The 14,322-nt window shown below is 37.7% G+C and carries 12 protein-coding genes; 6 read left to right on the top strand and 6 right to left on the bottom strand.

Annotated elements, in window-relative coordinates:
• Positions 1-53 precede the first annotated feature (53 nt).
• The 4 genes from MWU82_RS16040 to MWU82_RS16055 form a co-directional block, all read right to left on the bottom strand.
• Positions 54-1,220: an efflux RND transporter periplasmic adaptor subunit gene (locus tag MWU82_RS16040; protein WP_247097149.1), complete on the bottom strand. Its 1,167-nt coding sequence runs from the start codon at positions 1,218-1,220 to the stop codon at positions 54-56.
• Positions 1,221-1,230: 10 nt separating this feature from the next.
• Entirely contained in the window at positions 1,231-5,568 is a 4,338-nt protein-coding gene (locus tag MWU82_RS16045) for a CusA/CzcA family heavy metal efflux RND transporter (protein ID WP_247097150.1), read from the bottom strand.
• 71 nt (positions 5,569-5,639) lie between these two features.
• The gene (locus MWU82_RS16050; RefSeq protein WP_247097151.1) at positions 5,640-6,038 is read right to left on the bottom strand and encodes a hypothetical protein; all 399 of its coding nucleotides are present in this window, start codon (positions 6,036-6,038) and stop codon (positions 5,640-5,642) included.
• Between the two features lie 194 nt (positions 6,039-6,232).
• Complete coding sequence (locus MWU82_RS16055) at positions 6,233-6,937, bottom strand: LytTR family DNA-binding domain-containing protein (protein WP_247097152.1); 705 nt, start codon at positions 6,935-6,937, stop codon at positions 6,233-6,235.
• A gap of 627 nt (positions 6,938-7,564) precedes the next feature.
• On the opposite strand from MWU82_RS16055, the gene MWU82_RS16060 reads away from it, so the two are divergent.
• Both MWU82_RS16060 and MWU82_RS16065 read left to right on the top strand, forming a co-directional pair.
• A complete protein-coding gene (locus MWU82_RS16060; RefSeq protein WP_247097153.1) occupies positions 7,565-7,948 on the top strand; it encodes a DUF1801 domain-containing protein in 384 nt (127 codons plus the stop codon).
• A 269-nt stretch (positions 7,949-8,217) separates the two neighbouring features.
• Positions 8,218-9,165 (top strand): hypothetical protein, encoded by a 948-nt coding sequence (locus MWU82_RS16065; protein ID WP_247097154.1) that lies wholly within the window; start codon positions 8,218-8,220, stop codon positions 9,163-9,165.
• A gap of 61 nt (positions 9,166-9,226) precedes the next feature.
• Here the strand turns inward: MWU82_RS16065 and MWU82_RS16070 are convergent, their stop codons facing one another.
• A complete protein-coding gene (locus MWU82_RS16070; protein ID WP_247097155.1) occupies positions 9,227-9,775 on the bottom strand; it encodes a GNAT family protein in 549 nt (182 codons plus the stop codon).
• Entirely contained in the window at positions 9,772-10,383 is a 612-nt protein-coding gene (locus MWU82_RS16075; RefSeq protein ID WP_247097156.1) for a serine hydrolase family protein, read from the bottom strand. Before MWU82_RS16075 ends, MWU82_RS16070 begins: the two co-directional genes overlap by 4 nt.
• Before the next feature lie 107 nt (positions 10,384-10,490).
• Here MWU82_RS16075 and MWU82_RS16080 point away from each other — a divergent pair, with 107 nt between their 5' ends.
• From MWU82_RS16080 to MWU82_RS16095, 4 genes are read left to right on the top strand one after another with little or no spacing between them, the layout of a single operon-like run.
• Entirely contained in the window at positions 10,491-10,913 is a 423-nt protein-coding gene (locus tag MWU82_RS16080; RefSeq protein ID WP_247097157.1) for a PaaI family thioesterase, read from the top strand.
• A gap of 1 nt (position 10,914) precedes the next feature.
• Entirely contained in the window at positions 10,915-12,024 is a 1,110-nt protein-coding gene (locus MWU82_RS16085) for a chorismate-binding protein (protein ID WP_247097158.1), read from the top strand.
• Positions 12,025-12,080: 56 nt separating this feature from the next.
• Complete coding sequence (gene menD, locus MWU82_RS16090) at positions 12,081-13,835, top strand: 2-succinyl-5-enolpyruvyl-6-hydroxy-3-cyclohexene-1-carboxylic-acid synthase (protein ID WP_247097159.1); 1,755 nt, start codon at positions 12,081-12,083, stop codon at positions 13,833-13,835.
• A gap of 37 nt (positions 13,836-13,872) precedes the next feature.
• Positions 13,873-14,214 (top strand): DUF2853 family protein, encoded by a 342-nt coding sequence (locus MWU82_RS16095; protein WP_215948308.1) that lies wholly within the window; start codon positions 13,873-13,875, stop codon positions 14,212-14,214.
• The last annotated feature ends 108 nt before the right edge of the window (positions 14,215-14,322 follow it).

Genomic DNA, 14,322 nt, shown 5'->3' on the forward strand with positions numbered 1-14,322 from the left:
GATAGCTAATTGAGATATAAAACTTCAACTTTCAAAAGGTTGACTATTATATACTAATCACTTTCACCAGTCTCACCCAGCAAATTAAATCCTCCTTTAACAATAACCTGATCGCTATCCTTTAAGTCGCCCATTTCCGTAATGGCGGTATATCCATTATAGCTATCCCCTATACCAACAGCTTTGTTCTCAAAAACATATCCTTCATTCCCTTCCGAGACCAAGGATAAAACAAATTGGTTATTATCCTGAACAATAAAACTCTCATTGGGCAACGCATTAATGCTCTGATTAGAGGTAATAATAGCTGCTTCCACAAACATACCAACGGCAAAATTGTGGTTTTCATCATCGTGCAAGTGCCCGTGTACTTTTACCGTTCTACTGTCCGCATCAATGGAGGTCCCCACCAAATATACCTCGGCGTCATAATATTCCTCTGAAGCCTCCGAAATCTTAAAACGTATTTTTTGATCTTTTTTGACATTCATAATATCCTTTTCAAAGACGGACAATTCCAAGTGGATATGGTCTGTGTTTACTATTTCCATAATTTCATCGGCAGGGGAAACATACATACCCTTACTAACATTCACTTTGGTTATACTGCCATCTATTGGGGCAAAAATGGTTGCCTCTGATGCCAAAATTCCCTTTTCAACATTTTCGGGAGATATATTTAACATTTTTAATTTTTGTCGTAATCCGTTGTATCTAGCAAGATTGCGTTTGTATTCGCTCTCTGCCTTCAAGAAATTCTTTTGTGAAGTTATCTGCTCGGCAACAAGACTTTTTTGACGTTCAAATTCTGATTTAAGAAAACTAAGCTGTTCAAAGCTTTCCTGATAATCCTGTTGCATTTGAACAAATTCGGGATTTTCCAATGTAAGTAGGGGCTGGCCTTTCCTTACTTTATTTCCAACCAAAAGAGGTGTTCTCTTTATATAGCCCCCAACAAAGGCACTTACTATCGCTTTGTTTTGGGGAGGTACGTCTATGGTTCCCGTAACCTCTACCTCCACAGGAAAGTTTTGTTGACTAAGGCGACCCAATTCCATGTTCTCTCCTTTAAATTGGGCTTTAGAAATGTTTATTTTATTGGCCGATAGTTCACTTTCCGCACTATTGCCAGTACCGTTATTTTTTTCGCTTGAATCCCCGCAAGCCGACATTTGAAGAAAAAGAATTGTTACAGGAATTATATATAGTAATCGTGACATAGTATTTATTTTATAAGTTTAAATAATTGATAGCAATGACCGTTTGATTATAGGCATTTAGATTCTCCAGATATGTAAGGGTAATATCATACCCATTTTCCATGCTCTGTATATATTGAAAAAAGTCTATTTCCCCACTCTGATAGCTGAGGGTCGCGGTTTTTATAATTTCATCAGCAAGACCCTGACCTTCCGTCTCGTAATAGGCAAGCACCTCTTGATACTTTTTTAATTGCCCCTTTAGTGATTCGTATTTAGTCCTTAACTGAACCGTATAATCCTCTGCTTCTGCCCGGGAAACCTCCTTGGCTATTTTGGCTGCCTTAATTTTGGAGGCATTACCACTAAAAAATAACGGAATCTTAATCCCCACTTGAAAACCATAAAGGTTCTCTCCCAAAGTGGAATTGGTTCCTTGGAAATAATTGAAGTTCAGATCCGGCAATAAATGTTGTTGCTCAAGAGTACTTTTGGCTTCGAACATTTTTGTTCTATTTTCAAAAAACGACATCCCCGCATTGTTTTCAATATTCACATCCGTTATCTGAAGTTTTTCCATAGGCATCGTCCTAACCAAAAGAGTAGAATCTGGCTGCACCGTTTTAATGAGTTCTTGATACGCCAAGTTGGCATCTTCAACCGCTTTTTTGTAAAGTGTCTGTAGCTCCCTTTGTTTGGCCTGAGCCGTTATTTTTTCCAAATAATTACTTTCTCCAAGTTCAAACCTGCGTTGGGCGGAATAGGAAAAGCGTTCATACAAAGCGTTTAGTTCACTATAGGTCTTTTCCTTTTGCCTTGCGTATTGCAATCCGTGATAATTGGAAGCCAATTCCTGTTCAAGGATTCTCTTTTTCCGCTCATAACCACTTGTTTCAATAAGATAATTGGCCTTATTCACCCCTTTTTCCGCAAAATAAACGGTTGGAAAAAGGAAGTTCTGTTGTATGCCAAATACCTCCAAGGGCTTATTGTTGAAGGCGATGTTATTTTGATCGTAATGATAGTACAGGTCTGTCTTATCAAAATTGAAGGCACTGCCTATAAGTGCTTTGGATTCATCCACCTTAAGTTTTGATGCCCTTAGGCCGGAATTGTTACTTAAGGCCAAAGCATGTATTTCATCAAAATTGAGTCCCACTTCCTGTGCCTCAACACCACTCACACCAACGAAGAATAGTATTGCCAAACTTAGGACCTTGACACTGCTCTTAGAGTTGACCGTCTCTTTTCTTGCTTTCAAATGAAAAATAGAGTAGAGTATGGGCAATACCACCAACGTTAATATGGTGGCGGTAATAAGCCCTCCAATAACCACTGTAGCAAGTGGTCTCTGTACCTCTGCGCCCACGTTAGTGGAAATAGCCATAGGAAGGAATCCCAGTGCGGCAGCGGATGCGGTTAGCAATACTGCCCTCAACCGATCTTTTGATCCTTGTATAATAAGTTCGTCCGAATCTTCCATACCTTCATGTTTTAATTCTTTAAAATGTTCTATCAAAACAATTCCATTAAGCACGGCAATCCCGAAAAGGGCTATAAAACCCACTCCGGCAGAGATACTAAATGGCATGTCCCTGACAAACAACAGAAGTATTCCGCCAACGGCCGCCAAAGGAATGGCCGAATAAATAATCAATGCCTCCCTTATGGAACCAAATGCAAAATAGAGCAGTATCAAAATAAGGACCAACGCCACTGGCACTGCAATTTTCAGGCGGTCTTTGGCACTTTGTAAATTTTCGAACTGCCCCCCATAAGTGATGGTGTAGCCGGTAGGTAGTTTTACATTAGTTTCTATCAGCTTTTGAACGTCATCCACTACCGATTGAAGGTCCCTATTCCTAACATTGATCCCCACTACGATCCTGCGTTTAGTATCGTCCCTAGAGATTTTGGCCGCTCCAGTGGTATAGGAAATTTGGGCCAACTCTCCCAAAGGAATCTTACCAGCATTCGGGGTGTCCACATACAAATTCTTTAGATTGGAAATGTCCTGTCTACTTTTTTGATCCAACCTTAGCGTAAGGTCAAATCGCTTTTCCCCTTCAAAGACACTCCCTAGATTGGTCCCGGCAAACCCCATAGAAATAAGATTGTTTAAATCCGCGATGTTAAGACCATACCTAGCAATCTTTGCCCTATCAAATTTTACGTTCATTTGCGGAAGACCAGCAATTTTCTCGACCGTTATGTCTGCAGCACCCTCCACATTTTGTATAAGGTTTCTAATTTCATTTCCTTTATTGTTCAAGATTTCCAGGTCTTCCCCGAAAACTTTAATGGCAATATCCGCACGGACTCCGGTAATCAGCTCGTTAAAGCGCATTTCTATGGGCTGTGTAAATTCTACCCCCATTCCTGGAATCACTTCCAAAGCCTCCTTGAATTTATCGGCCAGTTCATCCTTGCTTTCCGCAGAAACCCAATCCTTTTTGGACTTGAGGATGATCATAACATCACTCTCTTCCATAGACATGGGGTCTGTAGGAACCTCTGCGGCTCCAATTCTAGTAACCACCTGTTTTACCTCCGGAAAATTATCCAAAAGAACCTGTTCTATCTTGGTCGTAATTTCAATGGTTTCGCTCAAGGAGGTCCCTGTCTTCAAAACGGGCTGTATTACAAAATCCCCCTCGTCCAATGTGGGTACAAACTCCCCGCCCATAGTGGTAAAAAGAAATATGGAACCACCCAATAGCAATACAGAAAGAGTTAACACCAATTTCTTCTTATCAAGAGCCCAACGAATAATGGGATCATAGGATCTGTTCAAAAAATCCATTAGCCGCACCGAGATGTTTTTTGGGGACAAGGTGGAGGGTTTAATAAATATGGAGGCCGCCACCGGAACATAGGTAAAACAAAAGATCATGGCGCCAATTAAAGCAAAACTAAAGGTAAGCGCCATGGGTTTAAACATCTTGCCCTCTACACCACTTAATGATAGTATCGGGATAAAAACGATGAGTATGATCAGCTGCCCGAAGATGGCCGAGTTCATCATTTTGGAAGCCCCATTAAAAGTGATCTCATTTTTTAGGGCCTGTTGTGCCTCGGCCCCCAGCAATTGCAATTCTCCCTTCTTAGAAGTTATTTGAAAGGCAATAAACTCCACAATAATAACTGCTCCATCTATAATGATACCAAAATCTATTGCCCCTAGGCTCATAAGGTTGGCATCTACCCCAAAAATATACATTAGGGAGAGGGCGAATAGCAAGCAAAGAGGAATTACCGAAGCTACTACCAAACCGGATCGTAGATTTCCAAGCAGTAAGACGACTACAAAAATAACGATCAAGCAACCTAGAATCAGGTTTTCCGCAACGGTAAAAGTTGTTTTGCCAATAAGCTCGCTACGATCCAAAAATCCATTGATAAAAACTCCTTCGGGCAAGGATTTGGAAATAACGTCAATTCGTTCATGAACGGCATCAATAACCTTTTTGGAATTGGCATCCTTAAGCATCATTACCTGTCCCAAAACCTTTTCTCCTTCTCCATTGCCCGTAATGGCCCCAAATCGGGTTGCACTGCCAAAACCTACCTTGGCCACATCCCTTATATAAATAGGAAGATTATTGGCTGTTTTAACCACAATATTTTCAATATCGTTAATCGAAGAAATAAGACCCTCACCCCTTATAAAATATGCCTGATTCACTTTTTCTATATAACCACCCCCGGAAACACTGTTATTCTTCTCCAAAGCCGTGAATATATCAGCGGTAGTAACATTCATGGCATTCAACTTTTGAGTATTTATAGCCACTTCATATTGCTTTAAAAAACCACCCCAAGTATTTACTTCCACTACACCAGGGATTCCTGAAAGTTGCCTCTTAACCACCCAATCCTGAATGGTACGTAGGTCCATGGCAGAATACTTGTCCTCATAACCTGGCTTGGTATCCAGAATGTATTGATAAATTTCACCCAGACCAGTGGTAATCGGCCCCATTTGTGGAGTTCCGAAACCCTCGGGAATCTTCTCTGATGCCGAAATTAGTTTTTCAGAAATTAACTGCCGGGGGAGAAATGTTCCCATCTTGTCTTCAAAGACTATTGTAACCACCGAAAGCCCGAATTTTGACACAGATCGAATTTCGATAACCCCCGGCAAATTGGCCATTTCCAGTTCCACAGGATAGGTTATAAATTGCTCCATATCTTGGGTGGATAAATTTTGGGAGGTGGTAATAACCTGGACCTGATTGTTGGTAACGTCTGGAACGGCACCAATTGGTATTTGCGTTAAGGAATACAATCCAAAACCTATAATAAATAAAGTGAGTAAAAGAACAATTAATTTATTCCTTACACTGAATAGTATAATATTCGATAACATAATTCATAGATAAAAAGATTACAAGCTATAATTAAATGGCCTGTTAAATAATGATTTAAATCAGTGATGAATTATGCAACCTTGGGAGGCTGGAAAATATCGGAATTTTCCATATGGCAGTAAGACTCTTGGTAAAAAAAGTTTGACAAAGTATCCGCTAGTTGTGGTGTTTTGGGAATGGTAAAATCAGCTCCACTCAACACGAAGGCAGCGCTGAAATGGGAACAAGTTTGATGATTGAAAGGTAATTCTTCGTGATCTTTCTGTTCTTCCCTATGCTCCAAATCGTGCTGGGTTTTAAGTTCTCCGTAATGTTTGGAAATAAACACAAACAAATTATCTCCGTATTTCTGCTTATGAAATTGGGCGTGGATCAAAAAATCATCCAATTGGGCCACGTCTATCATATCCAAGTTAAAACTTTGGAACAGCAATAATAGCGAAAGCGTTATGGAAAACAATTTACTCATTTATCCGATAAAGATAAAAAATATTTCAGCTCAATAATAAATATATATTTTATTAAGCTTCAGACTTATTAAAAATAATATCTAAAGATATATACCTCTTCAGGTCCTATACAAAACTAGGGAATTATACCTTGTTAAGGCCGTAATATCAAATATGAAGGTAATTTTAGTGCTATTTTCAGGTAGATCACAATTTATTCTATAACTACCAAGGCTTTGATCAAAGCCTCTTTCTTATGCCTACTCAAGGGAATAATCTGTTCGTTTATTTCCACTGTGGATCCGTTAAAATTTTCGATTTTTTCTAGATTAACGGTATAGGACTTATGGATTCTAAGAAATTTATCCTTTGGCAATTGTTTTGCAAATGCCTTCATAGTAGAGAGAATCAAAGTTTTCTTCTCATACGAGATCACTTTTACATAATCTCCATAAGCCTCGATCCACAAAATCTCGTTCAAAAACAACTTGGTTTTCTTGAGATTACTATTTACGTAAATATACTCTGGCTCTATCTCTTCAGCATTTTGAAGATCAAATCTATGTATAGCTTTTCTAATAGCAAGATCAAAACGCTTTTTGTCCAAAGGTTTCTGTAAATAGTCCGTAACATCGTAGTCGAACGCTTTCATAGCATATTCAGGGTTACCGGAGACAAGGATCACCTGTGGTTTGTGTTCCATGGATTCCAGAAAATCAAACCCGTTAAAACCTGGCATTTCTATATCAAGAAATATTAAATCCACAGCATTGCTGCCAATATCATTCTTGGCATCCACGCCATTATCATATTCATTTATAAGATCCAGTTTGGAATGTTCCTTTATTATTTTGGCAACGGCGCGCCGCTGTACAGTGGAGTCATCTATTAAAATGCATTTCAATTTAGTGCTTTTCATGGTCGGATTTTAAACAAACTACCATAAAGTATTAAAGCTGGCCCATACCCAATAATCAGGAACGGTCAAAATCTCCCCCCTGTTCTTTACAATGGGAAAATCAACAACTTTAATGCCCAGGGTTAGTGTTTGGCATTTTATAAGGAGCAAATATACAGTATGTTATAATAAAATAATTCTAAATTATTATAAATCTGCCAACCTCAATAAAATAGGGCCAAGCTCAATTACATGATTAAAGTGGCTAATTTTACAACCACCATTTTTGGTGTGGAAAAAACAGCAACAGTACTACCAATACCTTTTTTCCTTGTTGGGCTTTAGTGTGTTTATCTTATTACATAAAAACGGCTTGAACAGCCTTTTTAAAAGTATTTTGAAAAATGTCCTTAGGCTACCAACTATATCATTTACATTTGAAATAAGGAAAATATTGTGAAATTATAGACACAATGGAAACCTTTAACCCCTAGGTCACAAGAGTACTCACTTGTATTATGTTTTGAATGCCAAGTGGAAGTAGTTTTAATTTCTGTAAGTAATCAACTCTTTTAATTTATATTCATAGTTTATTGAAAATGATATACTTGATACTAAAATATTGATTTGAAATCTAAATAAATTTTTATGCTGGATACAAAATCAAATAGTCGCTCCCAAGAGGTCACGGAATATATCGCCAACTTCCCTATTGAAGTTCAGAAGGTTTTGGAAGAACTGCGAACTACCATCCAGAATGCTGCACCGGAAGCGGAGGAGTTGATAAGTTACAAGATGCCAGCTTATAAATACTACGGTATTTTGGTGTATTTCGCGGCCTATAAAAATCATATTGGGTTCTATGCAACACCAACTGGCCACAAGGAATTTGAAAGGGATTTGGCGCCCTATAAACAAGGAAAGGGATCTGTACAATTTCCATTGAATCAACCCATGCCTTGGCCCATAATTACCAAGATCGTACAGTTTAGAGCCAAAGAGAACTTGGAAAACTTCCAAAATAAGGGGTAAACTAAAGAGCGGGATAAAAAAATGTGATGTCTACGGCATATAATGGGGTCGGAAACGAAAGTTTGGAAACATCAAAGAATAGTTAAATCAAGAATTTCAACTGACTCTAATTTCAGCATAAATGTTCTATTTACTACCTTAGTTCCTGCATCTTTTTACAGAAAATTAGGTATTGAATAGTGTCAATAAAATCCATTACACGCTATGCGAACGTTTCGTTATGTTCTATTTTGTTTTTATTATGACTTTTTAAAGACTAATTTTGGCATATGATGAAAAACTACTTAGTTCAATTTCCCAATTGTATTTTCTTTATTTTAAGCATTGCTTTCCTTAACAATCTCTCTGCCCAAGAAATAAAGGTTTTTACGGTTCAAGATTTTGATTTGACCGGTCCGGTCAAATCCTGTTTGGTTGCTACCGATTATGGAAAGGAAGAGTATGATTTCAATGAAGAGGGTTACCTAACAAAGGCCGTTACGCGTTACAACGATACGGATTACGATATAACCCATTATAGGTTGGATGGATCGGATCTATTGGAAAAACGGTTAGAGAATTATAGGGATGGCGAATTTGTAAAAAATACCTCCATTGCCAATTTTTATGAATTGGACACCACGGAAGGTAAAAAAATTACTGAAAAAATAATTTCGTACAACAAGGAATTTCTGGACCAGTATGAGTACAGCTATGGAGATGATGGAAAACTCTCCACCATAAAACGCACCAACGACAGCGGTATTGATGAAACTGCTGTAAAATATGAGGTATACAAAGGTGAGCTTACAGAAACCTATTATTTGAACGATATTATATTCAAATCCATAAGAACTTCAAAAGTAAAGGGCAAAGACAATTCGGTGCAAAAGGTAGTGCTCACCAAAGAATTTTTGGAAGGGCAACCACAGAAGGCATTGGAACAAACCTATGATAGCGATAATAAATTGGTATCGGAAATAAAGTTTGTTTACAACGAAGATCAAAAAACATTTATTCCCTCTGGGAGCATCACCTACACTTACAATTCCAATGGGATGCTTAGCTCCTTAAAAACAGTCAATGGCAAGTCTGTAAGCGTCCAAGAATATATCTATCAATATGACAGCCATGAATCCGGCAATTGGATAAAACAGATTATTACCCCGGACAACACCTATAAAACAAGGAAAATAAAATATTACGAAAAGGAACCGGCACAAGAAGTCAAGTCGTAATTTTTCATCCATGCAATTGTGCGAGGAAAATATTTAACCTGTTTCCAAGGTTTCCCGGTAATTAGCTCCATTCCTCATTTAAAATGCCATAGCAGCAGGTATTCCTTTTAAAACCATCAAGGAGGTAAACGTTTTTGCGCAAAATGCCTTCCAATTTAGCCCCCAATTTTTCAACTGCTTTGCGCGATCGGACATTACGTTCATCAATTCTAAATTCGACCTTTTCAAAATGCATATTCTTAAAAGCATAATTAAGCATTAGAAGTTTTACCTGCCCGTTTAGACCAGTGCCTTGAAATTCCCTACCTATCCAGGTAGAACCTATTTCCAATACCTTATTTTTGCGGTCTATGTTCATATATCGGGTACTGCCCGCATACTTTTTGCTCCTTTTATCATAGATGATGAAGGGCATGGCCAAAAAAATTCTTTCTTTCTCCAAAGCTTGTTCCACATACTTTTTTAGAGCTTCGGGAGTCTCAATATCCGAGGGGGAAAATTGAATGAGTTTTTCCTGACTGGCAATAGGCAGCAAATAATGGTAGTTGCTTAATGAGAGTGGCGCCAATTTCACAAAATCGTTTTCCAGAATAGGGGTAAAACTTTTCATTCCATTAGACTGATTAAAATATCCTTTCTTATTTCATGTCCGCCATCAAATTTAATCAATTCAGCTTTTCCGCTAAATAGTGAGTCCATTTTTTTCGTCTCTTTTATGAGACGGGCTTCCGTTATAAATTCATCCTTATTGCCCAACACCATTTTAATCTTGGCATTTCCGGCAAGTAAAAATTTAAAATCGTCTGGGGTTAGTTCTTCTGGAATACCACCGGCATATAATATCAATTGATCCAAATTGATTTTACTTTTTGCCACCCAACGGGCGGCTATGGAAACCCCTTGGGAAAATCCCAATACAATTAACTGGCAATCCCCTGGAATATTTTCAACGGCAAACATATTATCCATATAATTCAGAACATTCTTCGTTTCCAAAACCGTGTTTTCTTTGGTAAGCCAACTGGCACCAACGTGCCTATAATCCCTATTCAGATAATACTTTGACGGTGCCTGTGGAGCAATAATATAATTCTCTTCCTTTGGTAATTCGTTGAAATTTTTAATGAAATATCTGCTCAAAAACCCAATTCCATGAAATACTATCCAAACATTCTTGGTGTTTTTGTTTAAGGTATTCAAGGTACTATATGTGTTCATTGAATGATATGATATTTGTTTTTCCTGTGATTCCATAAATTGTAGATATCAGTTAAAGTAAGGCAATAGTTGAATTTCTAATGCTTAATTTTACAAAAAAATAATTCATGAACGAATACAAGGAGAAAATATTAAAGATTTGTAATGAGTCCAACAAGGATACCTTAATGGAAACCTTGAATATAGAATATATTGATGTGGGAGAGAATTATTTGGTAGCAAAAATGCCTGTTACCTCAAAGGTTCATCAACCAGATGGGGTTTTACATGGAGGAGCAACAGTGGCATTGGCCGAAAGTGTAGGAAGTGTGGCTTCCCATATTTTTTTGGATACAAAGGAATTTTTTGTTCGTGGTTTGGAAATCTCTGCCAATCATGTAAAGAGTATTCGAGAAGGAGATGTCTATGCCAGGGCTGAAGTAATTCATAAAGGTCGTACAACACAGATTTGGGATATTAAAGTCACGGATAAAGATGGGAACCTAATTTCAATTTGCAAACTTACTACCATTGCCTTACCTAAAAAATAGTATGTCTTTAAGTTTTTTGGATAAAATTAATGAGCAGTTCCGTAAAAATCTTCCCTTTGTTGCCTATAGGAAACCCAATGAGGTAGAAGTAAAGGTGATTTTTCAAAAAGACCAAGAATTACATTATGTGAACGACTTTACCGAGAGTGGCTTTGTTTTTGCGCCTTTCGATGGGGATAGTCCAGCAATTTTGATAAAAAACGAGAAAGTATTTGTTGAAAGTTTTGAGCCCAATCCAATACATCTAGAGAGTAATGCAATTGAGTCATTCAACCAAGAATCGGATAAGGAATTTTACCTAGAAACAATTAAAAAAGCCATAGATAAAATTGCTGCGGGCGCCATAAATAAAGTAGTTCTTTCCCGAAGTATTGATGTGGAGACCTCCAAGACACCTTTTGTAATGTTCAACGACCTATTGAATCAATACCTTACAGCTTTTTGTTATATCTGGTTCCACCCAAAAATTGGCTTATGGTTGGGGGCAACCCCCGAAATATTTCTAGAATCGCAGAACAATAAATTTAGGACTATGTCCTTGGCAGGGACTCAATTATATAGGGTAGGGGAAGAACCAAATTGGGAAGAAAAAGAACTTGAAGAACAGGGGATGGTAACTCAATTTATCCGCGATTCACTAAAAGACAAGGTTTCTTCACTAGTGGTATCTGAGGCCTTATCCACAAGGGCGGGAAATCTTTGGCATATAAAAACATCTGTATCCGGGAACATAAATAATTCAGGCCTTGAAGAAATTATAGGTGCCCTACACCCAACACCCGCTGTTTGCGGGCTACCAAAAATGGTGGCCAAGGAGTTTATATTAAATAATGAGAATTATGACAGACAATTCTATACCGGATTTTTGGGCGAATTAAATTTTAAGGAAGATATTAGCAGGACGTCATCCAGAAGAAATCAAGAAAATAAGGCCTATAGAACCATAAAGAACAAAACCTCATTGTTTGTGAATTTAAGATGTATGGAGCTATTGGAAAATAAGGTCAGGGTGTATGTTGGTGGTGGCATAACCAGTAGGTCGGTCCCCGAAGAGGAATGGCAAGAAACAATGGATAAAAGTAGTACCATGTTAAACATAGTTTTAAAGTAAACCAAAAAGCAGCATTGTATTGGTTTTAGAAATACCTGAGTTGTATTTTTGTAATAATGAAATATTCCACTATTCCCTCCGCACAGTCTGTTGTCTATCATTGCAAAGCAAGGGGCATAAGAAATATAATTATTTCTCCAGGGTCTAGAAATGCGCCCTTGACCATAAGTTTTTCGGAAGATCCGTATTTTAATTGTTTTAGTATCGTGGACGAACGCTGCGCTGCCTTTTTTGCTTTGGGCATAGCACAACAACTAAAGGAACCTACAGTAGTTTTGTGTACCTCCGGTAGCGCATTGTTAAATTATTATCCAGCTATTGCGGAAGCTTTCTATAGTGATATACCCCTTATTGTCCTATCTGCTGATAGGCCATCCTATAAAGTGGATATTGGGGACGGACAAACCATAAGGCAGGAAAATGTGTTTGAGAGGCACATTGGTCATTCTGCAAACCTAAAGCTGGATGTTGGTCATTCAACCCATAAAGTTAGGAAATATGACCCGGATCAATTGGCGGAAGATACTGTTGACCAATCTCAAACCCTGGTTCAAAAGTATAATGACAAAATACTTAACAAGGCCTTAAATATAGCCTCTGCCAATAATGCTCCGGTACATATAAATATTCCTTTCGAAGAGCCTTTGTATGAAACAGTGGAGGAATCCACACTTATGCCACAAATTAGTTTGTTGAAGGACCAAGGGGAAAATAGCCAGGAAGAATGGCAGGAATATGTTCATAGCTGGCAAAATGCTTCCCGAAAAATGGTGTTGGTGGGTGTAAATCCGCCTAACGGGATAGAACAAATGTATTTGGAAATTCTTGCAAAAGATCCAACGGTCGTGGTAATGACAGAATGTACCTCCAACTTATTTCATCCCAACTTTTTCCCCAGTATAGACAGTATCATAGCTCCGATTGAGAAATCCGCTGATAAGGAAGAATTGTTTAAAATGCTACGGCCAGAAATTGTCCTAACGTTTGGGGGACTTATTGTTTCCAAAAAAATAAAAGCATTTTTAAGGGATCATCCTCCCTTAATGCATTGGCATGTAAATCCTAAAAAGGCGTACAATACCTTTTTTTGTCTATCAAAACATTTTAAAACAAGTCCCAATGAACTATTTAAGAACCTTTTGGCAAACACCTCGGTTCAAGAAAGTGACTATTACGACTTTTGGGCAAAAAGGAAAGATCATTACAAGTTAAGGAGAGAACAGTACTTGCTGGAAATACCATTTTCGGACATGTGGGTATTCCATAAGGCCCTGGAAAGCATTCCAAGTAATTATCAACTACAATTATCCAACAGTTCCACTGTTAGATATGCCCAATTATTCGATTTGGAGCCCTCTATCCGCGTTTTTTGCAATAGAGGCACCAGTGGTATAGACGGTAGCACTTCAACAGCTATCGGGGCTTCGATTTATGATAACAACCCCACATTGTTGATAACGGGCGATTTGAGTTTTCTCTATGACAGTAATGGTTTATGGAATAATTATATTAAGCCTAATTTTAGAATAATAGTTATCAATAATGGCGGCGGAGGCATTTTTAGGATCTTACCGGGCAAAGAGGAAACCGACAATTTTAACACCTTTTTTGAGACAACGCATAAGCTTAAGATACAATCTATAGCTGACATGTATAACATTGAATTTGAGTCCGTTTCGAATAAAATCGATTTAATTAAGGCTTTGGGTAATTTTTATAAAGAGTCCGAAAAACCAAAAATCCTGGAAATAAAAACCCCAAGAATATTAAATGACAATATTTTGCTTAGTTATTTTGATTTCATATCTTAGAAGGATATTAATCTAATCATTAAGAATATTAATAATTATGAGCAAAAGAGATGAATTAATCGAAAAATACGCTGCAGACATCAAGGACAAATTTGGTGAAACACCTAATATGGATTTATTAAAGAAGGTGACCATCGGATTGGGTCCATCGATATATAACATGGATGCATCAAAAGTGTCCGGATCGGATGATAAAGAATTACAAACGGTTAAAAATAACTTCCTGATTAAAAAACTTGGATTAAAAGATAGCCCGCAATTAATGGATGCTATCAAAACCGTGACAGATAAATACGGTAGTTCTGTGAAGAGTAAGCACAGGGCAGTAGTTTATTATATGTTGGCGAAACACTTTAAAAAGGAGTCCGTATATAAATAATAGTCTCTGTAGTATGAGTCGTCCTAAAATAGGTTGACGGTTTTTAAAGAATATATATTAGACCTGTGAATTTAACTTCACAGGTTTTTTGTTATGTATAAAATTAGG

Origin of the sequence: Arenibacter sp. S6351L, assembly GCF_023016025.1 — a bacterium.
GTDB lineage: Bacteria > Bacteroidota > Bacteroidia > Flavobacteriales > Flavobacteriaceae > Arenibacter > Arenibacter algicola_B.